This window comes from Proteinivorax hydrogeniformans (assembly GCF_040515995.1).
Classification (GTDB): Bacteria; Bacillota; Proteinivoracia; order Proteinivoracales; family Proteinivoracaceae; genus Proteinivorax; species Proteinivorax hydrogeniformans.
Window position 1 is genome coordinate 690835 of sequence record NZ_CP159485.1, and the last position, 24825, is coordinate 715659.

The 24825-nt window shown below is 35.6% G+C and carries 28 protein-coding genes; 24 read left to right on the forward strand and 4 right to left on the reverse strand.

Annotated features, from left to right (window positions below; translation table 11 throughout):
- The first annotated feature begins 3 nt into the window (after positions 1-3).
- The 11 genes from cobS to PRVXH_RS03330 all read left to right on the forward strand — a co-directional run bounded on the left by cobS (position 4) and on the right by PRVXH_RS03330 (position 9585).
- Positions 4-747 carry an adenosylcobinamide-GDP ribazoletransferase gene (gene cobS / locus PRVXH_RS03280; protein ID WP_353893884.1) on the forward strand — a complete coding sequence of 248 codons (744 nt, stop codon included), beginning with the start codon at positions 4-6 and terminating at the stop codon, positions 745-747.
- 71 nt (positions 748-818) lie between these two features.
- Positions 819-1409 (forward strand): alpha-ribazole phosphatase, encoded by a 591-nt coding sequence (gene cobC / locus PRVXH_RS03285; RefSeq protein WP_353893885.1) that lies wholly within the window; start codon positions 819-821, stop codon positions 1407-1409.
- A gap of 11 nt (positions 1410-1420) precedes the next feature.
- The gene (locus PRVXH_RS03290; protein ID WP_353893886.1) at positions 1421-2932 is read left to right on the forward strand and encodes a cobyric acid synthase; all 1512 of its coding nucleotides are present in this window, start codon (positions 1421-1423) and stop codon (positions 2930-2932) included.
- Positions 2925-3875, forward strand: a complete 951-nt coding sequence (cbiB, locus tag PRVXH_RS03295) for an adenosylcobinamide-phosphate synthase CbiB (protein ID WP_353893887.1) — start codon at positions 2925-2927, stop codon at positions 3873-3875. Before PRVXH_RS03290 ends, cbiB begins: the two co-directional genes overlap by 8 nt.
- Positions 3876-3935: 60 nt before the next feature.
- Entirely contained in the window at positions 3936-4988 is a 1053-nt protein-coding gene (gene cobD / locus PRVXH_RS03300; RefSeq protein WP_353893888.1) for a threonine-phosphate decarboxylase CobD, read from the forward strand.
- Positions 4988-5836: a hypothetical protein gene (locus tag PRVXH_RS03305; protein WP_353893889.1), complete on the forward strand. Its 849-nt coding sequence runs from the start codon at positions 4988-4990 to the stop codon at positions 5834-5836. Before cobD ends, PRVXH_RS03305 begins: the two co-directional genes overlap by 1 nt.
- 15 nt (positions 5837-5851) lie before the next feature.
- Positions 5852-6784 carry an ABC transporter substrate-binding protein gene (locus tag PRVXH_RS03310; RefSeq protein ID WP_353893890.1) on the forward strand — a complete coding sequence of 311 codons (933 nt, stop codon included), beginning with the start codon at positions 5852-5854 and terminating at the stop codon, positions 6782-6784.
- A 5-nt stretch (positions 6785-6789) separates the two neighbouring features.
- Positions 6790-7845 (forward strand): iron chelate uptake ABC transporter family permease subunit, encoded by a 1056-nt coding sequence (locus PRVXH_RS03315; protein ID WP_353893891.1) that lies wholly within the window; start codon positions 6790-6792, stop codon positions 7843-7845.
- Entirely contained in the window at positions 7845-8636 is a 792-nt protein-coding gene (locus tag PRVXH_RS03320) for an ABC transporter ATP-binding protein (protein ID WP_353893892.1), read from the forward strand. The genes PRVXH_RS03315 and PRVXH_RS03320 overlap by 1 nt, the downstream gene beginning before the upstream one ends.
- Position 8637: 1 nt before the next feature.
- Positions 8638-9165 carry a cob(I)yrinic acid a,c-diamide adenosyltransferase gene (locus tag PRVXH_RS03325; protein ID WP_353893893.1) on the forward strand — a complete coding sequence of 176 codons (528 nt, stop codon included), beginning with the start codon at positions 8638-8640 and terminating at the stop codon, positions 9163-9165.
- A gap of 255 nt (positions 9166-9420) precedes the next feature.
- Positions 9421-9585 carry a hypothetical protein gene (locus PRVXH_RS03330; protein ID WP_353893894.1) on the forward strand — a complete coding sequence of 55 codons (165 nt, stop codon included), beginning with the start codon at positions 9421-9423 and terminating at the stop codon, positions 9583-9585.
- A 35-nt stretch (positions 9586-9620) separates the two neighbouring features.
- Here PRVXH_RS03330 and PRVXH_RS03335 read toward each other — a convergent pair whose 3' ends face one another.
- From PRVXH_RS03335 to istA, 3 genes are all read right to left on the reverse strand, one after another.
- Positions 9621-10535, reverse strand: coding sequence for a helix-turn-helix transcriptional regulator (locus tag PRVXH_RS03335; RefSeq protein ID WP_353893895.1), 915 nt, complete (start codon positions 10533-10535; stop codon positions 9621-9623).
- Positions 10536-10599: 64 nt separating this feature from the next.
- A complete protein-coding gene (istB, locus tag PRVXH_RS03340) occupies positions 10600-11376 on the reverse strand; it encodes an IS21-like element helper ATPase IstB (protein ID WP_353893896.1) in 777 nt (258 codons plus the stop codon).
- On the reverse strand, positions 11354-12931 hold the full coding sequence (gene istA, locus PRVXH_RS03345; RefSeq protein WP_353893897.1) for an IS21 family transposase: 1578 nt from the start codon (positions 12929-12931) through the stop codon (positions 11354-11356). Before istA ends, istB begins: the two co-directional genes overlap by 23 nt.
- A gap of 377 nt (positions 12932-13308) precedes the next feature.
- On the opposite strand from istA, the gene PRVXH_RS03350 reads away from it, so the two are divergent.
- The 13 genes from PRVXH_RS03350 (at position 13309) to PRVXH_RS03410 (ending at position 23461) form a co-directional block, all read left to right on the forward strand.
- On the forward strand, positions 13309-13449 hold the full coding sequence (locus tag PRVXH_RS03350; RefSeq protein WP_353893898.1) for a hypothetical protein: 141 nt from the start codon (positions 13309-13311) through the stop codon (positions 13447-13449).
- 104 nt (positions 13450-13553) lie between these two features.
- Positions 13554-15152, forward strand: a complete 1599-nt coding sequence (locus PRVXH_RS03355) for a S8 family peptidase (RefSeq protein WP_353893899.1) — start codon at positions 13554-13556, stop codon at positions 15150-15152.
- 218 nt (positions 15153-15370) lie between these two features.
- Positions 15371-15748: a hypothetical protein gene (locus PRVXH_RS03360; protein ID WP_353893900.1), complete on the forward strand. Its 378-nt coding sequence runs from the start codon at positions 15371-15373 to the stop codon at positions 15746-15748.
- Between the two features lie 336 nt (positions 15749-16084).
- Entirely contained in the window at positions 16085-16606 is a 522-nt protein-coding gene (locus PRVXH_RS03365; RefSeq protein WP_353893901.1) for a hypothetical protein, read from the forward strand.
- A 298-nt stretch (positions 16607-16904) separates the two neighbouring features.
- Complete coding sequence (locus PRVXH_RS03370; RefSeq protein WP_353893902.1) at positions 16905-18503, forward strand: TrkA C-terminal domain-containing protein; 1599 nt, start codon at positions 16905-16907, stop codon at positions 18501-18503.
- Between the two features lie 279 nt (positions 18504-18782).
- A complete protein-coding gene (locus PRVXH_RS03375; protein ID WP_353893903.1) occupies positions 18783-19100 on the forward strand; it encodes a phage holin family protein in 318 nt (105 codons plus the stop codon).
- 154 nt (positions 19101-19254) lie between these two features.
- Positions 19255-19659, forward strand: coding sequence for a PEP-utilizing enzyme (locus tag PRVXH_RS03380; RefSeq protein ID WP_353893904.1), 405 nt, complete (start codon positions 19255-19257; stop codon positions 19657-19659).
- A gap of 184 nt (positions 19660-19843) precedes the next feature.
- A complete protein-coding gene (locus tag PRVXH_RS03385; protein ID WP_353893905.1) occupies positions 19844-20041 on the forward strand; it encodes a helix-turn-helix transcriptional regulator in 198 nt (65 codons plus the stop codon).
- Positions 20042-20085: 44 nt separating this feature from the next.
- Entirely contained in the window at positions 20086-20541 is a 456-nt protein-coding gene (locus PRVXH_RS03390) for a DUF6773 family protein (protein WP_353893906.1), read from the forward strand.
- A 156-nt stretch (positions 20542-20697) separates the two neighbouring features.
- Entirely contained in the window at positions 20698-21312 is a 615-nt protein-coding gene (locus PRVXH_RS03395) for a hypothetical protein (protein WP_353893907.1), read from the forward strand.
- A 109-nt stretch (positions 21313-21421) separates the two neighbouring features.
- Positions 21422-21595: a PCP reductase family protein gene (locus tag PRVXH_RS03400; protein ID WP_353893908.1), complete on the forward strand. Its 174-nt coding sequence runs from the start codon at positions 21422-21424 to the stop codon at positions 21593-21595.
- 206 nt (positions 21596-21801) lie between these two features.
- Positions 21802-23142 carry a CoA-disulfide reductase gene (locus tag PRVXH_RS03405; protein ID WP_353893909.1) on the forward strand — a complete coding sequence of 447 codons (1341 nt, stop codon included), beginning with the start codon at positions 21802-21804 and terminating at the stop codon, positions 23140-23142.
- Positions 23143-23275: 133 nt separating this feature from the next.
- Positions 23276-23461 (forward strand): PEP-utilizing enzyme, encoded by a 186-nt coding sequence (locus PRVXH_RS03410; RefSeq protein ID WP_353894535.1) that lies wholly within the window; start codon positions 23276-23278, stop codon positions 23459-23461.
- An 86-nt stretch (positions 23462-23547) separates the two neighbouring features.
- Here PRVXH_RS03410 and PRVXH_RS03415 read toward each other — a convergent pair whose 3' ends face one another.
- Positions 23548-24732, reverse strand: a complete 1185-nt coding sequence (locus PRVXH_RS03415) for an OFA family MFS transporter (protein WP_353893910.1) — start codon at positions 24730-24732, stop codon at positions 23548-23550.
- Positions 24733-24825 lie beyond the last annotated feature (93 nt).

Consider the following 24825-nt stretch of genomic DNA (forward strand, 5'->3'; position numbering starts at 1 on the left):
TAAATGAAAAACTTTTTGTTGATGATACAATTTTTTACTAGGATACCTATAGCAAAAGAGTTTGTGCTGGAAAAAGAGGATTTTGCTAAAGGAATTTGTTATTTTCCGTTGGTGGGCTTAATAGTAGGTTTTATAAATGGATGTACTTATTATGTAACTAGCCTAGTTTTAGAGGGAATCGCACCAATTGTACTTACAATGTTAGTTAACACTTTGGTAACTGGTGCCCTTCACCTAGACGGCATCGCCGATACATGTGACGCTATATTTTCTGCAAGAAAAAAACAAAAGATGCTTGAGATAATGAAAGACAGCAGAATAGGTACAAATGGGGTACTGGCATTATTTTTTATTTTAGCACTAAAAATAGCATTTTTAGATTTATTTTCGGAAGATACTATAATCGCTATTATAATCTTGTCTCCAGTTATAGGTAGAACAGTGATGGGAGTAGTTGTTTTTCGATGCAAATATGCAAGAAACAAAGAAGGGTTAGGTGGACTGTTCATTGGCAAAACAACAGTTTTACAAACACTTTTATGTTTAAGTTTGGGAACTGTAGCATGCGCAGCCCTGTTAGGTTTTATAGGGATTTATACATTAATAGCATCAATTCTTGTTGGGGTTATGCTACGGATTTATTTTTGTAGAATACTAGACGGTCTTACTGGAGATTTGTTAGGAGCAATTAACGAAATTGTGGAACTAGCAGTGCTTTTTGTTACTTTACTACTGCTTGCTTTATAAAACGGAAACTTCAATCAGTGGGAGTTTTACGGACGGTTATCTGTTATAAAAAATATGGGGGGGAATAAACTATGCATCTATATATAGTCCGCCATGGAGAAACTGATTTTAATAAAGCCGGAGTTTACCTTGGAAGAACCGACTGTTCTTTAAATGAACAGGGGATAACTCAAGCAAAAAAGATAGGGTGCAGACTTAAAAAAACAAAGTTTGACCTAGTTATATCTAGTCCCCTTAAGCGATGCATGGAAACTACTAAAATAATCACTAAAAGAGAGGAAAAAGATATTTTGGTTGAACCTAGACTTATGGAACTAGACTTTGGAAAATGGGAAGGGTTAGACTTTAAAAAAGTTAAAAAAGACTATCCAAATAGCTGGAAAAGCTGGTGTAAAAACTGGAAACATACAACTCTTCCTGAGGGTGAGAGCTTTATGGATATGTATAGCAGGGTTAGACAAGTTGTAAGCAACGTGATCTTAAAAAGAGACGATAGTAAAGTATTGATTGTCTCACATAAAGGGTGTTTACAAGCGATAACCACTATTTTACTAAACTGTGATGATAAGCTTTTTTGGAATTTTTCCTTTGAACATGGTTGCTACAGCGTGCTGGAGATAAACCAAGGGCATTGCACTGTTAAAAAATTAAACTATATCTAGGAGGTGCATATATGAACAGAAAAAGTATTATGGTACAAGGAACAGCGTCGTCTGCCGGCAAAAGTTTAGCTTGTACTGCTATCTGTAGAATCTTAACTGACGATGGATTTAATGTAGCTCCCTTTAAATCACAGAACATGTCACTAAATTCTTATATAACTTCTGAAGGGCATGAAATAGGGAGGGCACAAGTGATGCAGGCAGAGGCATGTAAAAAAAATGCCGATGTAAGGATGAACCCTATTTTATTAAAACCATCGACAAATCAGCACTCTCAAGTTGTTATAAATGGGATCGTAAAAGAGCATATGGGTGCTAGAGAGTACTTTAAATATAAGCCTACTTTAAAAAAACTAGTCAAACAGTCATTTGAATCACTATCTGTGCAAAACGATGTTGTTGTCATAGAAGGGGCTGGTAGTCCTGCAGAAATAAATTTAAAAAGTGAAGATATTGTAAATATGGGGATGGCAAAGCTAGCAAAATCGCCGGTACTACTTATAGCTGATATAGATAAGGGGGGAGTATTCGCTTCGATATATGGCACCATTATGTTACTTGATGAAGAGGAAAGGAAAATGATTAAGGGAATTATCATTAACAAATTTCGGGGCGATGTAGAACTTTTAAAACCAGGACTTAGTCAGATAGAAGAGCTTGTTAACATACCTGTGCTGGGCGTAATACCGTACTTTAACTTAAACCTTGAAGATGAAGATAGCGCAACTGACTGGAGTAAATATGATGACGATAGTCAGGGAGACCTTGATATTGCGATAATAAAACTACCTAAAATATCAAATTTTACTGATTTTAACCCATTTAAACTTTATAAAGACGTTAATGTTAGATTTGTAGATCTTGAAAAGGACTTGGGAAATCCTGATCTGATTATAATCCCAGGAACCAAAAGCACTATAGAAGATTTTAAGTTAATGAAAACCTTTAAAATGGTCGAAAAAATTAAAGCCGCCCATAAAAGAGGTAGCTATGTTTTTGGAATTTGTGGTGGGTATCAGATGCTGGGCGATAAAATATTTGATTTTGATAATGTTGAATGTGATATTAAAGAAGTTAATGGCTTGGGTCTTCTTCCCATAACTACAGAGTTTAAAAAGCAAAAGACTACCACACTTACAGAAGGAGAAGATAATATCTTTGGCTGTAAAATAAAGGGATATGAAATTCATATGGGAAGCTCTAAAATTTCGCCAAAGGCTACTCCATTTGCAAACATTAACAGAAGAAACAATGTGAGCTTGCAAAAAGGTGCCGATGGAGCGGTAAATAACTGTCAAACAGTTTACGGAACCTATTTACATGGGATATTTGACAACAGTTTATTTACAAGAAGTTTCTTAAATAAAGTTAGGATTAGCAGAGGTAAAGAAGTAGTAAATGACAAGGTGGAAAGTTATTGGGAGCATAAAGAAAAAGAACTAAATAAACTTGCCGATATTGTAAGGGAAAATGTTGATATTACATCACTTTATAAAATAATTGAGGAAGGACTAGATGATTAGTATATGGCTAGCTTGTGCTTTAGACGTAATGATAGGTGATCCACACTATTTTTTTCATCCAGTTCGGTTAATCGGCAACTATATAGAAAAAACAGAAAAGCTAATAAGGGGCAGGGTTAAATCTGACAGGGGTTTACAGACTGCAGGAGTTTTTTTGCTTTTGTCCACAGTGATATTGACCTTCGCTGTTACCACTTTTCTTCTTTGGATGGGGAGCATGATCCACTTTACGGTGTTTTTTTCCATTAATACTATACTGCTTTGGACATCCATTGCATCAAAAAGTTTGAAGGCTGAAAGTATGAAGGTATACAGAGCGCTAACAAGAGGAAATATCGAAGAAGCTAGAGTTTTTCTCTCATATATTGTGGGCAGAGACACAAAAAAACTTAAAGATAGGGAGATTGTACAGGCTACCGTGGAAACAGTAGCGGAGAATACTTCAGATGGAGTTATAGCGCCTTTATTTTATGCATTCATTGGCGGCGCTCCGTTAGCTTTGACATATAAGGCTGTAAATACCTTAGACTCTATGGTCGGGTACAAAAACGAAAAATATCGCTTTTTAGGATGGGCGTCGGCTAAAGTTGATGATGTAGCAAACTTTTTGCCAGCTCGAATAACAGCTGTTTTAATGGTGCTTTCCTCGATATTTATAGGATTAGATAAAACAGGTAGTTGGAGAGTTATGTGTAGAGATCACGCAAAACATACAAGCCCTAATGCAGGATTTCCAGAAGCGGCAGTTGCAGGAGCACTAAGAATTAGATTGGGAGGACCTAGCTACTATCTAGGAAATAAAGTGGAAAAACCATATATAGGCGATTTTTTAAAACAAGTTGATTTAAAAGATATAAAAAAGACTAACTCATTGATGTACATATCGTCTTTTTTAGCACTAATTATATTTTCAGTACTGAGATTATTTATTTTTAGTAGATGAATTCAGTATGGTATGACAGTTTTTAAGCACTTAAATTCCAGATTTTAAGGGGGAATGCAATTGAACTTGCACGGGGGAGACATTTACAAATATAAAGATAAAAATCTAATAGACTTTAGCTCCAATATAAATCCGCTTGGGGTTCCTAAAAGCTTTAAATGCAAGCTAAAAGCTCAGATTGATAACTTTACTAAATACCCAGATATACGTTATCAAGAGCTTAGAGCAACGATAGGGGAATATTTAGATGTCCCATGTAATGACATAGTTGTAGGAAATGGAGCGGTGGAAATAATCTATAAATCTGTAAGTGCATTAGATGTAGATCAAATAATCATTGGGACGCCGACCTTTTCTGAGTACAAACGGGCAGCAGATATAGCCCAAAAGCCATGTAAAGAGGTAGAGGTTTTCACAGAAGATAAAAATGTGGGTTTCGAAAATTTATATAACCATATTTCTCATAACTCTTTGGTAGTGCTTTGTAATCCCAACAACCCTACGGGGACTCTAATAGACGTAGAAACAATTTCCAGATTAGCTCAAAAGCTACATGATAAGAATAGTTGGCTATTACTAGATGAAGCTTTTATAGAATTTACCGCAGAATACCCATTTAATAGTATGACTTCAAGGCTAAATAAGTTTAATAACTTAATAATAGTTAGAGCTGCAACAAAGTATTTTGGCATACCAGGTGTGCGCTTAGGTTATGGCTTAATAAACAATAAAGAGATGGTTAAAAGGATAAAAGAGCAAATGGAACCTTGGAGTGTAAATACCGCAGCTGCTATAGCTGGAACAACTATTTTTAAAGACCAAGAATATATAAAAAAGACTAGAAAGTGGATAAATGATGAGCGAGGATTTTTATTTAAACAATTAAAAAGGATAGATAACTTAACGCCTATACCTACTCAAGCTAACTTTATATTGATAAAAAGTAATGTATTAGACGCTTGGCAACTACAGGAAAGGCTGCTAGCAAAAAACATCCTTATCCGAACCCCAGAGGGGTTTACAGGGCTATCAAACAATGATTTCAGAGTGGCTATTAAGGACCGCAATTCTAATAAAAAACTGGTTGCTGCTTTAAAAGAGATTTTAATGTAGTGGTAGTTATAGCAAAAGCACCTGCCTCATGCGGCGAGCTTATACAGGGAAATATTTTTGGGAAAGAGATGCTAGTTTCATGTCCTGTAAATCTCTACTCCAAGGTGGAAATAAGCTTTAAAAAAGAGAAAGTGAAAACTAAGCTTCCACCTAAAGTAACCAAAGCAGTAAGATTATACCTTAAAAGTATATCTGAACATAAGATAATGCCCTATCTTAATATAAGGATTTCTTCAGAAATACCAATATCGAAAGGAATGGCAAGTAGCACTGCTGATATGACCGCAGCGGTAAAAGGCGTAGCGCACCTATTAGGAAATCAAATCAGTGAAAGAGAAATCGCAAATATTTTAACTTTAGTAGAACCTACCGATAGCACCGTTTTTCAAAATCTAACTTTATTTGACCACTTAAAGGGACAGTATGTAAAAAGCTTAGGAGAAGTTCCTAGATTTTGCGTTTTAGTGTTAGAGGAACCGAAAACTGTGGACACAATTGATTTTCATAAAAGAAGGTCGATAAATAGACCTGCCATAACTAAGGAATATAAAACGCTGGTAAAGGGGGTGAAACACAACAGGGTTGACCTTATAGGTAGTGCTGCTGTCGCAAGTGCTATATGCAACCAGATAATATTGAATAAACCTTATCTGGACCAGATAGTGAATTTAGTATTTAAATGTGGGGGTGGTGGACTAAATATAGCCCATAGTGGAACGGTGTGTGGTGTTATTTATGATGACAGCTTCGATGCAGAAAAATTTATTTGCTTACTAAATGAAAGGCAAAACCCATTTATCAACATTTATAAATTAAAAACAGTGATTGGTGGGGCAAAGATTGAATAAAAAGGAGATGGAGAAATGAACAAAAAGATTATAAGTATGATGATAATTTTGAGTTTGGTAGGGTTTGTTTTAGTTGGATGCGGTACTAATGAGCCGGTTGATAATGAGCAAGTTAAAGAGGTTAAAGGCACTGAGTACCCACTTACATTAGTAGACTCATACGATAATGAGATAACATTTGAAGAAAAGCCAGCCCGAGTAATTTCGGTGGCGCCTAGTATAACAGAAACTATTTTTGCTTTAAATAAAGAAGAGTATCTAGTTGGCAGAACGGATTTTTGTGACTACCCACAAGATGTTAGTGAAGTCGCCTCAATTGGAAGTTTACAGGAGCCTAATATTGAAAAAATTGTTGAACTAGAGCCAGATTTTGTAATAGCTTCCACTCACTTTAGTGAAGACGTATATAACAAGTTAAATAACCTTGGAATTGAAGTAGTGCTTTTAGATCCTCAAGATAGCTTTGAGGGAGTATATGATGTTATATCCCAACTAGGTAAAATATTAGATGCTAACAAAGAGGCAGCTGAATTAGTAGGGGGCATGAAGAAAACAATTGATGAAGTAAAAGAAGCAACAAAAAACTTACCTAAACCAAGAGTTTACTATGTAGTTGGTTATGGAGAGTTTGGCGACTTTACAGCTGGAGGAGATACTTTTATCAATGACATGATTGAAATGACATCTGCTGAAAATGTTGCCAGTGATGTAGAAGGCTGGGGATATAGTTTAGAAAGACTTGTTGAACAAGACCCAGATATGTTAATAGTATCTAAGTATAACGATGTTAAAGCGGGGATTATGGAAGCTAATGGGTATAAAGATTTAACAGCTGTGCAACAAGGGAATGTCTTTGAAATAGATAACAATCTTTTAGATAGACAGGGTCCTAGAATTGCACAAGGATTAAAAGAGTTAGCAAAACTAATCCACCCAGAAGCTTTTTAAAACCGATGAGTTTTATCGAAAAGATAAAGTATTATAAAACATTATTTTTTGGGGCACTGATTGTTTTATTTTTATTAGCGGTATATGTAAGCACTTTAGGTGTTGCAAATATTTCTTTTGGAGAAAGTTTAAAAATTATCATCGAAAGAGTACCTTTATTAGACAGGTACTTTTTCGATGAATCAATACCAGATACTTACAGGACTATTATATGGCAAATCAGACTACCACGTATATTCCTTGCTGGTCTTGTGGGAATGAGTCTTTCTGTGGTAGGAGCGACTTTTCAAGGAATGTTTAAAAACCCCATGGCTGACCCATATGTAGTTGGAGTGTCATCAGGGGCGGCTTTGGGGGCTACTATTGCCATAGTAATAGGTGTGGAAAGAACAGTACTAGGCCTAGGGCTTATAAATTTGTTAGCTTTTTGTGGTGCAGGCGGTACGGTTTTAATGGTCTATAATATTGCAAGGGTAGGAAATAAAGTGCCGATAGTAACATTGCTTCTTGCTGGTATAGCTGTAAGCGCCATGCTTTCTTCGGTAATATCGGTTATGATGATATTTAATCGTGACAAAATTGAAAGTATTGTTTTTTGGGTGATGGGAAGTGTGGCAGCAGCTAGTTGGCAACACGTTTTTACACTTTTACCAGTTGCGTTAATCGGTACCGCGATTATTTTTTTCTATGCAAAGGATTTAAACCTTATTATGGTAGGGGATGACTCAGCAAAAAGTCTGGGAGTGGACATAGAAAAGACTAAAAAAGTTCTGCTGGTACTGTCATCAATCATCATAGCTTTTGCGGTATCAGTAAGTGGAATTATTGGTTTTGTAGGACTGATTATTCCCCATGGCATCAGAATGCTTGTCGGGCCGGATCATAGGGTGCTTATTCCGTTTTCTGCTTTAGGTGGGGCAATTTTTTTAATATTATCCGACACTATAGCAAGAATAGCTATTCCACCTACAGAGATCCCCGTTGGAGCAGTTACTGCTATTTTTGGCTCGCCTTATTTTATTTACTTGTTGTATAGGACAAAAAAGAAGGTGATGTACTGATGTCTGATATAACAGTGGAGAATTTACATTGGAAGTATGGTGACACAACTATTTTAGATGGTCTTACTTTTAAAGTGGAAAAGGGAAATTTTTATAGCATTTTAGGACCTAATGGCTCAGGTAAAACAACATTACTAAAGAATATGTTGAAGATACTACAGCCGCAGGCTAACTCAATTTTTATTAGCGATACAGATGTATCTGTATTGTCGGCCAAAGACATGGCTAAAAAGGTGGCAGCTGTGCCACAAGAGACTACCGTCGACTTTGATTTTTCCACATTAGATATAGTTATGATGGGTAGAGCTCCTTACCTGAAGAGGTTTCAAGTTGAAAGTGAAAAAGATCTAGCGCTAGCAAAACGAGCTATGGAAATGACTAATACATGGCAATTTAAAGACAAGTCAATTAAAACACTAAGTGGCGGAGAAAGGCAAAGAGTGATCGTTGCCAGGGCTATCGTTCAACAAACTGAGGTTCTTCTTTTAGATGAGCCAATCTCTCACTTAGACATCCACCATCAAGTGGAGCTTTTAGAGACAGTATCTTATCTATGTAGAAAAGAGAATTTAACAGTAATAGCTGTGCTTCATGATATTAATATGGCATCTCAGTATAGCGATTTCTTAGTGTTAATTAACGAAGGGAAAATTCAGTCTATAGGTACTGTTGAAGATGTAATTACAAAGGAAGCCATTCAAAAAGTATATAAAACAGATTGCTGTATAATAAAAAATCCTATAACGAAAAAGCCCCACATAATACCCATAGGAAAAGCGAGTGATAATTGAAATGAAAAAAACATATATTCAGATTTACACAGGTGATGGCAAAGGAAAGACTACTGCAGCACTGGGCTTAGGTTTTAGAGCTGCAGGTAGGGGACTTAAGGTTAAGATGCTACAATTCTTAAAGGGAATGCACACCGGCGAAGAAGAAAGTATAAAAAGACATGATAATTTCACCCTTTACCCCATAGCAGAGGCGAATGGTTTGTTTTGGACACTACCTAAATCGGAGCAAATAGAACTTAAAAAAAAGACTCAAATCCAGTGGAGTGAGTTTTTAGAATATCTCAACTCTCACCCTTGTGATGTGTTAATCCTAGATGAAATAATGGCTGCTTTATATAATGGTTTGATATCAGAGCAGCAGGTCTGTGATTTTCTTGACAAAAAAGATGAGAATATGGAAGTTATTTTAACTGGCCGTAATGCACCTAAAGCTATTGCTGATCGAGCAGATTTGATAACAGAAATGAAGAAAGTTAGACACTACTATGATAAGGGAGTAATTTCTAGAGAGGGGATCGAAAAGTAAGATTTAAAAATTCTGTCATAAAAGGAATAAACAATAAACCTAAATACACGTAAAAGCCTAGCTAAATGTTAGGCTTTTACGTGTATTTAATGCTTTTAAAGCAATCTTGGAGTAACTAACATTATAAGGATAAGAAAAAATTAAGATTTTTTCACAGATTAAGTATTGACATAAAAAAAGTTTAGGTGTAAAATATTTGCAATGTTTCGCTTCTGCGCTTTAGTGAATTAGAGTGATGAAGAGAGGAGGGGTTCTTTGAGAAATTTAAAAGTAATGCTACCTGATGGTTTTCAAGATTTGCTTTTTGATGATTGTTATTTGAGACGGAAAATTGAGGAGGAAATATTAGAAGTTTTTTTGCTTTCAGGGTATATGCAGGTCAGTAGCCCTGCTATTATTAGAATTCCATTGCCTAGCTAGTGGTTACTAAATGCCTTCTTATATTTAGATGTGTTTTAAAAACCAGGGATTACTATACCGTACTTATCTTTAGACGCTTTTACATATTTTTTTAGTAAAGTGTTGTTTTGGGTAGTTTTTAAAAGATAAAAGGAATTTTCTATAGAAGCTTGATATTCCCTTGCTCCTTGGTGAAACTGCGCTATCCCTTGTCTGTAGTACAAAAGGTAAAGAGGACGGAAAACATCTTTATCTAGACAGTAGTTAATTCCTTTACAGCAAACCTCAATAACTTTTTGATGCTTATCTAGCATGTGATAATTATAGGCGATGTTTGAGTACACTTTTGCTATTAGAGACTCAATGTACTTTGTCTTAAATTTATCATCTAACAATTGACTTAAAATGAAATATAAAATTTTATTGCTTTGGGTAAAATCGTCTTCTTTTGCTATGAGTAAGCTTAACAATAGTAAAATTCTGTATTCGATATAACAATAATTGAAAGTGTCGAATTTTTTTATATTAAAACTTGGTATCGTAAGCCTAAGCTTGTTAATCAAATTTACTTTTACAATTTTAATTTCTGTCGAATGTCCAGTGTTGTGCACTTTAAATGCTTTTATAAAAGCTAAAAATTGGTCTATCTCTTTGGGGTTAAGTACTGTGTTATAGTCTATGGACTTAATTCTTGCTTCAATGCATTCTTGTAATTTGATAATTTCATGTTTATCAGTTGAAGTTATTATATAATCCAAGTCATCATGATATTCGAATAGAAGTTTTTCTTGTCTGTATTTTTTTAGTACTTCCAGCAAGTCTTGCTTATAGACAATTGATAATAACTCCAATGTATCATAACGTGGTATAACTTTTCCTGATTCAATCCTACGAAGAGTATCAGCGCTAATGGAACCAATCTCTTTAACATCAAGTTGACTATAACCTAGATTCTTTCTAATTTTTCTCAACTCATTTCCAAATCCCTCTGTAACTGGCAAGTAGAATTGGAGAAATTTTGGCAAATAATTTTCCCTAATCTTTTTCCAGCTCCTCTTTAGGTTTTTCTCCAAAAAATGATTCTCTGTGTGCTAATCTATAACTTTTACCTGACATGTTAAATAACTCGCATCTATGGGTGATTCTATCTAAAACAGCTGTAGTTAAAGCTGGGTCACCTAGTAGTTCTGTCCAATCTTCTAGCCCCTTATTTGAGGTAATAATAAGTGATGCTTGTTCATGAAGTGCCGTTATAAGTTGGAAAAACAAGTTAGACTCTTCTCTAGATATCGGCAAGTAGCCTAATTCATCGATTATTAGTAAGCTAGATGATAAAACCTTGTTTATTTTACCTTTACTTTTTCTTGATATCTCTTGGGTTTTTAAACAGTGCATAAGGTCGTTCATAGTAACAAAGCTAACCTTATACCCCATCTCAACAGCCCTGTAGCCTAATGCTATGGCTAAGTGAGTTTTGCCGACCCCAGGAGGGCCCAGGAAAATTAAATTATACATACGGTCTATCCATTCCAGTTCAGATAAACTGTTAACTTGCCTTTGAGTTATCGACTTTTGAAAATCTAAATCAAAATCCTCTATAGTTTTAAGCGTAGGAAAACCAGCGTTTTTTAGCCTTCTTGCCTGTGCTTTCTCTTCTTTTAATTTCATTTCTTCTTCAAGTATGTTTAACAAAAATTGCTGATAAGAAATGCTTTTTCCATCTGCATCTTGAACGACTTTAGAAGCGTTTGTATCTAAGTAGTCAAGCTTTAATTTTTTAGCATTTTCTTTAATTAGCTCCAATTTCTCCACTATGATTATCCCCTTTCAAAGAATTAGTATATTCTTCTATACTTCTTATTTCAGGCTTTAAATCCTGATACTTTGAAGGGGTAGAAATGTCTGCCTTAAAGTACTTTTTATTAAGTTGTCGTTTTTCTTCCTCCTTAAAGTATTGGATTGTATCTTTAAGCATACCAGCGCTGTAGAGTTTTCTTTCAACGCAGTAATCAATAGCTTTTTGTACAAGCGACGGGTTTTCAGATGTCACTGTTTTAATTATTAGGTTAGATTGATCTTTAAAGTATCTAGATTTTTCAGCCCTAATGATATCAATAAATGTTATTGCCTTATCAGTTTCACCTAAACTCTTTAAAACTTTCTCACGCATTTCGTCGTAACTGTACTTTCTTGTTTTTTGCCTATCTGGGTGGCCTAGTGTTACTAACTGGCCTTTTCCATTAGCAATTTTATGTGTGATAATTAATTCATTAGTATCTTTATCAATGATGTCAAGACAATCTTTTTTAACTGATAAACCCACTTCTTTACCTGGTGAGTAAGTCCCTATGGGTACTTGATATCTGTTTTGTTTGTAAAATACTGTATTGTTTTTTCTTACTAGATAGGTTAAAATTTTAGTATCAGTGGATTCAGCAAAGAGGGTAGGTATTGGCATTAAGTGTTCCTTTTCCAGAGCAAACACTTCTGCCGGTGCCTTCTTTGTTGTTTCATGGACTTTTTTATTGCCGGTTCTTTCTAGCCATTTTAGACTATCATCATTAAAGGATTCAATATCTACAAACTTTCTATGTTTAGCGAAGTTATTCTTGGCATACTTTACTACAGCTTCTACTTTGCCTTTGCTTTCAGGATCAGCCTTTCTGCAAAGGTACACTTTAAACTTAAGAGAGTTAAGATAGTTTTGAAATCCTTCGGTGTATAATATATCTCCATTGTTTTCAGAAACTACTAGTACTTTATCTTGATCATAAACTATCTCTTTAGGTCTGCCGCCAAAGTACTCGAAAGCTTTGTTGTGGGCTTTGATAAAGGTTGATGTTGTAAATGGCTTGTCCGACCACCATACAAACTTGTATCTTGAATGTGATAAAACCATTCCAAAACAATATACTTTTACTCTTTTATTATCGTGTGTCTCAAGCCAGATCTCTCCTAAATCAACTTGAGCTTGATACCCCATAGGCAGATCTTCTATTTCTTCATATTGCCTAACTGACGTCACTTTAGGTAAATCATACTCTTTTCTAAGTTTATTTACATAGAGCCTTAGAGTTCTTTCCTTAAAATCTAGCTCATCATGTTTTTCTAAAAGCCAGTCGTAAATTTGAGCAGCTGACATATCTCGGTATTCTTTAATCCATTCTAAAATTTGCTTTTCGTATTTATCCACCTTCTTTCTCCGTGATTGAGCTGTTTTATGGAGCTCTGAAAACTCATCAAACTCCATATCCCAGTACTTTGATACGGTCTTGTAGTCAATCTCTAGTAGCCTTGCAACTTGGGATTTATTTAATCCCCTAGACCTATTTTCTTTAATTTTGGCAAACATATCCCACCTCTTCAATTCTCATACCTCCTCTGATAAATTAACTCTTTAATTTTATCAGAGGGGGTATTTTTTTGGTAGATAACTGGAAAAAATTCTCCGTTTTTATTTGCCAAAATCTCTCCATTTTAGTTTACCATTTACACCCTCCAACTCATATTTAACAAACAAACTAATCCCCCCCATCCTTGAAAAGGATTATAGTTTTTAATTATTGTATACCAACAGGAAAAAAAAGCAAATTGACACTTGGGACTTATTATGAAGCTATTTATAAGTTTACTCAAACTAACTATTTAACGCGTTAAAACGCTAAATCCAGAAAAAGTTCTGGATTTTATGACTATTTTATACTGTATAATTATAAGCAAATATAGGAAAGGGAGGGGAGTTAAATGAAAAAAAGGTTATTTGTAAGTGGTATAATTTTAGCAATAGTTTTATCAATAGTTTTAGCTCCAACTGTCGCCCTAGCTGGTGAAGAAGATGTTCCTAGAGAATTTATTCGCCAGCAAAATGTAGAATTTACTTTATAGCTAAGTGGAAATTTTAGGAAAGGAGGGGTAATTTAAATCTAATATCCTTGGTGTAGCTAGAGAGAGTTAACTAAAAGTTAGCGAAAAAAAAAAGGAGTTTTACTATGAGAAAACGTTTGTCGGTAATGTTAATTTTAATTTTAACCTTGACTACGTTTGCTGGAGCTGCCTTAGCTAATGAAGATGATAACTCTTACGTTAATAATGAAAAGATAGAAATAATAGAAGGAGAAATGATCGTTACGATCTCAAAAAACACTGGCTTAAGAGCCCAGAAAGCACAAGAGGAGCTTTCTAAGCATGTAAAGGCAATCGAAAAAAGCGGGTTTAAGGTCAAAGGTTCGATTTTAGGTGAGCAAGGTGAAAGTGGTATTACCATACGTAACTTTGATGACAATAAACTTGAAAGATTAACGCAGTCAATGGGTTTTGTATACTTAGTTGACTATAGTGAGCGTTATGATTCTATGTCTAAAGCATCTAAAGCTTTAGAAAAGCAGCTTGCTAAACAAGGCGTTGATGTTGAGTATATAGAACCTAACTATAAATTGTATGCACTGGGTACCCCTCATGACGATATGCATCCGAATCAACAATGGCATTATGAAATGATAAATGCCCCACAAACTTGGAGTGAGTTTACAGTTGGTTCACAAGATGTAACAGTTGCCATTTTGGATACGGGTATAGATTATAACCATGAAAGCCTAAGAAACCTTGTAGATACTAACCTAGGGAAAAATTATACAACCAGTAATCAAAGTGACTTTATGGATAGGCAGGGACATGGAACACATGTGGCAGGAACTGTTGCAAGCTATAATAAAGTTACAGGTGTAGCTTACAATGTAACTTTAATACCAGTAAAGGTATTGGGGGATGATGGCAGCGGCTCACTTTTTAATATAATAAATGGGATAACTTATGCAACGGATATTGGAGCAGATATAATAAACATGTCTTTAGGTGGTGGAGGTTTTTCTCAAAGTATGAATAACGCATGTGAAGCTGCAGCGGAAGCTGGCACGATACCGATAGCTGCTAGCGGAAATAACGGCAGATCAAGTATCTCTTATCCTGCGAACTATGACTCTGTTATGGCTGTTGGCTCAGTTGACTCTAACGGAAATAGATCTAGTTTTTCAAATTACGGGGATGGACTTGACTTAGTTGCTCCAGGCAGGAACATATACAGCACCACTCCAAACAATAGATATAACACGTTTAGCGGAACTTCTATGGCGGCTCCTCATGTAGCAGGGGTAGCAAGCTTAGTCCGTTCGGTTGACTCAAGTCTTTCTACGAATGAAGTAATCAATATATTAAATAATACAGCTCAACAAGCAGGATCATTTTATCAGTATGGACACGGTATTGTTGATGCTTATGCCGCTGTAGCTCAGGCTTATGGAGACACAACTCCAGACCCTGATCCCGAAGTAGAGGTTATAGGTCACGAAATCCGTGATATCCAAACATGGACTGAAACAAGGGGATGGTGGTGGTGGACAATTACAGAGTATCACATAAGTGCCGATGTATATATAATACTATGTGACGGTACAGAACACTATCATGGTCAAGTTTCCGAATATAGTAGTCAGGGATATCCTACTATTGAAAAAACTGTAAACGGGGAAGCAATAGCCCAGTCTACAAATGAAAAAATACCCTATAGTAAAGATGTAGTTGTCGAACCCTAAAATTTCTGCTCAATAGTTATAAAGACAGGGGAAGAGGTTGCTACAAAAAACTTACTTTTAAGCTGTCTGGTTACGAGTATGTCATGTTTTGAGGGTGAGATTTAAGAAACGAAAAGGGGGGGGCTAACTTGAAATTTCAAGTTAGCCCCCTACCAATAACCCCTTAAGATACTTTAAAACTGTTCTTAAAGGTTATTTGAGAGAGGAGAGAGCTAATTATGAAATCTTCAGAAACACCCCCAAAAGTTAATGAACAATTTATAAACGTAAAATTAGTAGTTATTATTATTGTTGTCGGTATGCTTATAGCCACAAGTTTGTTAAATCAAGGAGACTCCATGCGTAAAGACGAAAATGTTAACGTTTTATGGACAAAGGCGCAGCTGTACATTCTAGAAGTTGGAATAGAGGAAGCTTTGGGAAAACATTATATAGGTGAAACTGCTAATCCTTTGATGGACTATTTAGTCAAAGATGCAAAGAGACTTGAAGGCTATGAAGTTGAAATAAAAAACGATGGTAGTATCATTATTACAGACAGTGAAGATATAGAGCACGTTGAGCCTCCTCTGCCTACTAAGTATTTATCATTATAAATTACTGTTTAATTTAAGAGTATCTATTAAAAAAATGCCATAAATAACTAATCAAAATCCCAAGAAGTAATTAGCTTTTTGGGGTTTTTATGTATTAGAGCGATAAAACTCAAGTACGTATTAAAAGATGAGGGCAAAGGTGCCTTTTTTTATTCCATATGCTTAAAGTTTTATAACAATCCAAAATACAAAGATTGCACAAATGCTGTCCTTGTCTTTTGTGGATTTCGGTGTATAAAGTTAAGTAATTAAAGGGTTAACAAAAGGTTTATCGAATGGAGTAACTAATAGGTTATCCGAATCTAAAAAATACTTACAGCAGGGGGTAAGAAAAAGGTGGATAAAATTGAAAAGTCCGAAGAAAGAAAAAAATTTTTAAAAGGGTTTATTCTCTTTTTATTTGTTATTATACTGCTAATACAGCTATATAGTAGCGTTACTGACACAAGTAGAGTATGGGTAGATATTCTAGATGATTATAGCAAAATTGAGCGTATAGAAATCAATAACTTTAGGGATGAGCCTACGATATTAACAGAAGGTGATCCTGAGTTTAGTTTAGTCTATGACAAATTTTCTTCATTTGTATATAACTCAACAGCAAAACCTAATAAAGAACAATTAAAGCTAGAATATGAAATTAGCTTTTTTAAAGAAGAGGATATACTCTTTTCGCAAAAAATATATAAGCTATCTGAAAGCTATCCTTTAGATGAGGCCAACTGGGTGACTGAAATATCTGGAAATCGTTATATTGCAGAAATAGATGGGCCTTTTTTTGCATTGCGGTTTAATGATATATATATATCACTTCAGGTAAAAGAAGAGGATATTTTTCGGGAAATTTTTAAAAAGTAAACATTAAAAAATCGCCTAGTTGATTTATTTACCTTTTATAAATGTTAGGCCACTGATATTAAGAACAATCTAGTACTGAGTTACTAGGTTGTTTTTCTATGTAGTTATTAGAGTTACTAGTCTTAACCATACAGAGGTTACTTTTCAACCGATAAAATATCGTTGGAGGGGTTAAATGAGAAACAACTTTCTGTAATCTTGACCTTGTTGAACAAATAATAAATGGTATAATAGAAAATAGTGGTGAAAATTTACACAGTTAGCAAAAGACAGCTATAATAAAAAGGACTTCTTAGGAGTGATTGCTATAATTGAATTGTTAGAGGATCCATTATTTCTGTTGTTTTTAATTATTGTTATAGGCACCTTTATCGGCCAATGGTCCATTAAGGGTGTAGGACTTGGCTCTAGTGCTGTATTGTTTGTAGCGATGGTGTTTGGGCATTTTGGCTATGAAATAAGCCCTGTTATACAAAGTTTTGGACTGAGTTTATTTATTGTGACAGTGGGTTTACAGGCAGGACCACGCTTTTTTAGAATGATTCGCACATCTGGAGTTGTTTTTGCTATCATAAGTGTGTTGGTTATCGCTATAGCTGGCATAACAACTTTTATTACAGCAACTATTATGGATATTCCGCCTGCACTTGGTATAGGAATTATGACGGGAGCACTTACAAGTACTCCGGGTCTTGCTGCAGCTCTTGAGGCAACCGGTGATCCCACTGCCTCTGTTGGGTATGGAATCGCTTATCCGTTTGGGGTGTTAGCGGTTGTTTTATTTGTACAACTGTACCCAAAGATAATGAAAGTTGACCTTACGCAGGAGCTAAAAGTTAAGGCAAGCCCGATTAAACGTAGTTTGACACCAACTGTTATGACAATTGAAGTAACTAAAGACTCTCTCCATAAAAGGACGTTAAAAGAACTGCATTTGAACAAAGGAGCATCTATTGTTTTAAGTAGAGTTATTCGTGGGAACAGGACTATCGTTGGCTTAAGTGATACCGTAATATTAAAAGGTGATTATCTTGTGGCAGTGGGGACAAAAGAAGACTTAAAGCTCCTTTGCGAAAAAATAGGAAAAGAGATTCCCACAAAGCTGAGCAATCATGACAACATAACCTTCCGCAGAATTACAGTTGAATCTGAGGATTTTGCTGGCAAGAGCTTACGAGAACTGGATTTGAGAAATGAGTACGGAACTACTGTGACTAGAATTGAACGAAGTGGGTTTGAGTTTAATCAAAGTCCTAATTGGCGTTTAGATCAAGGGGACATTTTAACGGTGGTAGGTTGTGAAACTAGGCTAAATGAAACGGAACGTTTTTTTAGCCGCAGAAAACTAAAGGTAACTAATATCCATCTATTTTCTTTTAGTTTGATTTTACTAATGGGGATTGTAATTGGTGTGATGCCCATTTACATTCCGAGCCTCGGAACTATAAATTTAGGAACTGCCGGAGGACCGTTATTTGCAGCTCTTATCATAGGTCATTTTGGCAAAATCGGTCCTATAAGGGCTAGGTTTTTTAAGCCTTCTAATCAGGTGCTCGGAGATATAGGACTTGCTTTATTTCTTGCAGGTGCAGGCACCACAGCAGGAGCAGGAGTTGTGGAGGTTATACAGCAGGAGGGAGTTAACGTTTTGTTAGCGGGAGCTATTATTACAACTGTCCCTCTGTTAGGTGGTTTTATATTAGGCACAAAGGTGTTCAAGCTCAACATAGTACACTGCTTCGGTGCTCTATGTGGGGGTATGACAAGCACTCCAGGACTTGGGGCGTTAAACGGCTTAGTAAAATCGGAAGATCCGGCGATTGTTTATGCAGCAGCGTACCCTTTTGCTCTTATTTTTGTGGCTATAATGTCTCAAGTACTTTTCTTATTCCTATAAGAAGTGGCGATTACCCAAGAAGCCCCCGCTTCAAGCAACCCGCAAGGGTAGTAAGTGGTGGGTAGTTCACTTATAAGAACATAATATCTACTAGGCAAGCAGAAACTTTCATTTCTGCTTGCTTTTTTTTATTATTTTAACAGGATGCTAACCAATTAAAATTTAGAAGAGTATTACAGATAACGACTAATTGAATTATCCATAGGATGAGTTAATATAATTTTATTAAGAAAGCTTCATTACTTTTAAGTAAATCCAAATATTAAAGGAGGCATCACTATGCCAGAACTTTCAGAGTTACAAATAATGATTGAACTGTTAAAAGAGGTTATGAATGACCCCATGCTTTTAACTTTTGCAGGGGTATGGGTGCTAGGATATATGCTTAAAAAGTATACAAGAATAGATAATAACTTTATCCCATGGATTGTAGTCCTATCAGCTGCAGGACTTAGTCTTGTAATAATTGAGTTTTCTATAGCCGGTTTTATTGTAGGTGCTGTTATTGGATATATACAACTAGGATTATATGAGCAAACAAAAGCAACTATGGAAATTTATAAGAAGAGTAGCTATCCGAGGAGACATTGCGACTAGAGATTTGTAAACGATGATAAACTCTACACATACAGAAGAAGTATTCAAAAAACAATTGACGCAGCTGCAAAAGCCATAGAAAAAGTCAAATTGACCTGCTGTTAATACAAGTAAAAAGAGAAGGGAAGTAGAAAAACTACAAAACTGGAGTCCTTTGCTTAAAGAAATCCTAGACGGAAGAAGAGCGATACCACAAAAAAAGGAGAGGTCATCAAAAGGGGGGAGCAAAATTTTAGCTAAAGGAATCCCGGTAGTGCCTGGGAAACTAACAGGTATTGCAAGGAAATTTTGTAAACCCTCAGATCTAGATAATTTTAAGCATGGAGATATTCTTATAGCTACCATGACAACTCCGGATATATTTTTAGTAATCGACAAAATTGCTGCAATTGTCACCGAACAGGGGGGGGAAGTATGCCACGCAGCCATAGTAGCTCGGGAAATGGATATACCGACTATAGTTGGATGTGGTAAGTTTTTAGACAAAGTAAAAGACGGAGAAAAGATAATTATAGATGGGGAGACAGGAGAGGTTAAAAAGGTGGGGTCTCAAGTCTGAAGTTTTTTGTGAAAAAGCAGTGGTTAGCATAGAGCTGACCACTGCTTTTTTAGTTAACTTATAAAAAATATAATCAACAAAATGCAATGTAAACAAAACTTTATGCAATATATAGTTGACATTATGTCATTTATAGAGTACAATTAGTTTGTAAATAATTACAAACTAAAATGTGGTGATTAATATGGGCAAAAATATTAAACTTAAGCTTTCTAGAGTAGAAAAGGATCTATCCCAGCAAGAACTAGCTGAGTTAGTTGGTGTTACAAGGCAAACTATAGGCATGATTGAGTCGGGGAAATATAATCCTACTTTAAATTTGTGCATTTCCATATGCAAAGCTTTAGACAAGACATTAGATGACTTGTTTTGGAATGAATGATTATACTTAAAAGTTAAAAATTTTATAAAGAGGGGGCAGTTTTCATGAAAGAGTTTTTTAAAGAATCAAACGATGAAAGAATTGAGTTGATTAGTAAGGATGTAGGCAGAATAGGGTTTTACATTTTGCTTTTAACATTAGTTATTTCAAATGTAATAAAGGCCTTTGTGCTAGAGCTTGACAGACAATACTGGCTAGACACACATATAATAATATTAGCTGTGGGGGGGATACTTTTAGTACTTGCTATGTATTCAGGACTATCTTATTCAATAACAGATTTGCCAAAAACAGAAAGAAAAAAATCTAAGATTAAATATTCTGTTTTGTTTGCATTAGGTACGTTATATCAAGCTCTAACTACTGGAGGGGTTAGAATCAGCGATGGTGCTGCAAGTATTATAGGAGAGCTTATTGTAGTAGCTGTCTATTTTGTAGTTTTTTATGGTATACTAACCTTCTTGTTTAGTAAAAAAGAAAAGAAAGAAAAAAACAGCTAACCTTTAGTAGCTGTTTTTTGTCTTTTTTGTGTGTTTGTCTCGTTATCTAATTTATTCAGTTGTCATATTATTAAGTAAAGATATTAAAGAACAAAAGCGTCAATCTGATACTAAAGGATGAAAATGAGAGCTAAAGAAATTTAAGGAGGGGTGATTATGGAGAAAAAGCCTATTCTATTATTAGCTATACTATTAGTATTTACTATTACAGGTTGCGATAACGAAGTTGATGAAGAGGAAAAGATTGCTTATATATCCCGAATAACAGATTCAGACTATGCTAAGACATTTCAAGAGTTACATCTGGGCATTATCTTCGACTTTAATTTAAAACTAACAAGGGCCAACGAAAGTTGGGTGGATATCTGGGTACAACCATACAAAGAAGGAGAGCCTTTGGAGTATATACCAATAAATCTTAGTTATGGTGATGGTTTAGAAGAGGAAAAAGAAGAACAGGTAGGCTTTGGAATAATAACGCCTAATACTGAAAGGTCTCAGTTTTTTATTTACTCTGGCAATGGAACTGCAAAAACACAAGTTCCAGAAGACTTATTTACTGCCAGCCCTGCAATAACCAGTTGGGATTATGCCATCGGTGATGAAGTTGTTGGTCTAGAGCCTGGTGAGGAAAAGGTGCTAGCTGTATATATTCAAGGTGAAGGGTTCTTAAGAGGGTATGATTTTCAAGATCCTGATTATTTACAGAAGATGATAGATGATGGTATAACTGTACTTGCCTTAAAGATAAAGGTTGCTAAAAGTGAGTAAATATAGGGAGCAAAAAACAAGAAGTAATCTATACTTCTTGTTTTTTTATGTATTATAGTCAAAAAAGTAAAGTATGTATATTATGAAAGAGAATTAAGGGGGAGATTTTATGAAGTGGAGTAAAGAAGCTGAGAAGCGAATACAAAAGGCGACCGTTTTTTATAGGGGGTTTGCTAAAAAGAAGGCGGAGGAAATGGCTGCATCTAGGGGAAAGAAGATTGTAGAGGTTGAAGATATAGAAAAAGCTAAAAAGGGAAAAGAAATGGAGATATTAGCAAAATAGATTTGACTATTAAGGGTGTTACAGAAAGCCCAAACAAGGAAATAAAGCCCTGTGGTGGTTTAAAGGGGTGAGGGATATAAAAAAACTCAGGACTTAGAATCTGAGCTTTTTAGTTTAAGAAGGGTTTGACGTTCCTTTGTAGAAGGTAGAATTTATAATGATAAGTAACTGTTAAGGTTAAAATTAGTTCAAGGAGGTTTTGATAAATGAAACTTGTTGTTATAGGTGCTGTGGCTGCAGGGTTATCAGCAGCTAGTAAAGCTAAGCGAGAAAAGCCTGAATTAGAAATTGAGGTGTACACATCAGAGGAGCATATATCTTATGGTGCTTGTGGTCTGCCTTATTATATAGAAGAGAAAATAGGCAGCTCAGAAAAATTAATAGCAAGGACAAAAGAAGAGTTTAAAAAGCAAGGGATAAAAGTTGTTACAAAAAGCTTAGTGGAGCAGATTAACCCAGAAGAAAAGACTATCCTCGTAAAAGATTTAGATAATGATGAAAATAAAACGGTAAACTTTGACAGTTTACTAATAGCTACCGGAGCTTCTCCTATAATGCCTCCACTAGATGGGATAAACCTAGACAATATATTTACAGTTAAAAATATCCCTGACGCCGATAAAATAAAGAAGCAAATCCCTAATACTAAAAAGGTGGTTATAGTTGGTGGAGGGTATATCGGCCTTGAGATGGTGGAAGCCTTTTACGCCCATGGTTTAGACATAACAGTTATTGAAATGGCTCCTCAGCTAATGGGCAACATCGACAGCGACATGGCAGGTGTTATTGCAGAGCACTTAAAAGAAAAAGGAGTTAATGTTTGTTCAGGGGAGAAAGTGGAGAGCTTTCAAGGTGAGAAAGCGGTAGAATCAGTTAAGACCGACAAAGGCACCTACCATGCTGATATGGTGATTATGGCCATAGGTGTCAGCCCTAACAGTCAGCTAGCTAAAAATGCTGGAATTAAACTAGGGGTTAAAAACTCCATAAAGACAAATAGAAAGATGGAAACCAGTGTTAAAGATATCTATGCCGCTGGGGACTGTACCGCCGCTTATCATCTACTATACGAAGATGATGCCTATATACCATTAGGGACAACTGCTAACAAACAGGGACGGTTAGCTGGGGAAAATATAGCTGGAGGAAATTCACACTTTCAGGGCATAATCGGTACAGGAATTATGAAGGTACTTGACTTAGAAGTAGGTAGAACCGGCCTTAACACAAGGGAGGCTAAGCAGTTAGAAAAAGACTTTTATGAAACTGTTATAACTATACCTAATATAGCCGGTTACTACCCTGGCCATGGAAAAGGTAAGATGAAATTGATAGTGGAAAAAGGCTCAGGAAAAGTTTTGGGGTGCCAACTTGTAGGACCGAAAGGCATCGCAAAAAGGATAGATACAGTAGCAGCTTGTATCCACAACGAAAACACCATCTGGGATATGGCAAAATTAGATCTAGCATATGCTCCACCTTTTAGCCCAGTTTGGGACCCAGTCCTTATGGCAGCAAATGTAGCTATAAATAAGTTTAAAAAATAGTTTGAATTAAGCAGCTCTCGTTTTGATAACCCTTAGCTAGGCGTAGATAGCTTATATAAAGATGGTCTACAACCTGTAGGTATGCTTAAAATTGACTTAAAAGAAATTCTTATAGCTACCGACAACACGGGATATATTTTTAGTAATCGACAAAATAGCTGCAATTGTCACCGAACAAGGAGGCAGGGCCTGCCACGCAGCCATCGTAGCTAGGGAAATGGAGATGCCCACAATAGTGGGATGTGGAAACATTTTAGACAAAATAGCAGATGGTGAGAAGATTATAATAGACGGAGAGACAGGCGAGGTAAAAAAGTAAAACTTTATACTTTACTCTTTAGAGTAAATAAGAGGCTGTATCATGATTATCTTTTTAGATAATTTGATACAGCCTCTCTGTTATATTTAATTTTTACTCATTCTACAATTAGGAGGAGGAACTATAAATGTCAAAACACCACCTAATAATGACAGCATTGCAGCTATAAGAAATGTAGCTTGAAATTCCCCAACGCTTGAAACTATTATTGGTCCCACTAAAGCGCCTACACCATAGGCTTGAAATATCAGTCCATAGTTAGCACCTACATTTTCATTACCGTAGTACTCACTTGTTATAGCTGGGAAAATAGCCATGATACCACCAAAGCTAAAAGCTATACTAGCTACACAAACAAAGAATAGGACATAATTAAGCTCCACAAAACTCATGGTAATTAACGATACAACGGTCAATAAAAATAGTAATTTAATAATATTAATTCTCCCTGCTTTATCTGAAATTGCACCCCATATAATCCTACCTCCAGCGTTAAAAATCGCTATCATGGAAACAGCGCCAGCGGCAACAAAATCATCTAAACCTGCTAGATCAGTGCCAATATCCTTGGCAAGTCCTATTATCAAAAGACCACTTAAGCTTCCTAAAAGAAGTATGATCCATAGTAAATAAAAGGATTTAGTTTTTAGCATCTGTTTAACAGTAAAGTCGTTGTTATCCTTATACTTACTTGTTTTGTCATCTAGGTTGTTTTGAGGATTTATTAAAAACTGAGAACCTATAAGTCCAAAAACAGTGCATATAAAACCTAGGTATAAAAACGTAGTTAAAACTCCGCTACTTGCTATAAAATATTCAATTACAGACTTAAAGACAAGGCTTCCTAGACCAAATGAGCCAACTGCCACTCCTGTTATAAAGCCCTTTTTTTCTGGAAACCACTTCAAACATGTAGATAGTGGACAGACATACGCAAATCCAACTCCAGCACCGGCTATAAGTCCATAAAATACATACAACTGAAATAGTGAAGTTACCGTAGAGCAAAGCATTAGCCCGCCACCGTATAACAAAACTCCGATAGTGGCAACCTTCTTTGGACCAATTTTATCTTGTAGCTTGCCGGAAAATATGGTAGTAAGGGCAAAAACAAAAATGGCTATGGAATATGTAAGATATACTTCATTACTTTGCCACCCGTAAACCTCCATCAGTGGTTGGTTAAACAAGCTCCATGTATATATACTTCCTATGCAAATTTGCACCAAAATCGCACCTAAAACAACGTACCATCGGTTAAATTTATTCAAAGCGTATCCTCCTATATAGTAAAAATACATTAAATCTCCTTATCGCAGGTTGACTGGCTGTAAGACACCCACTGACTATAATATCACAGTATT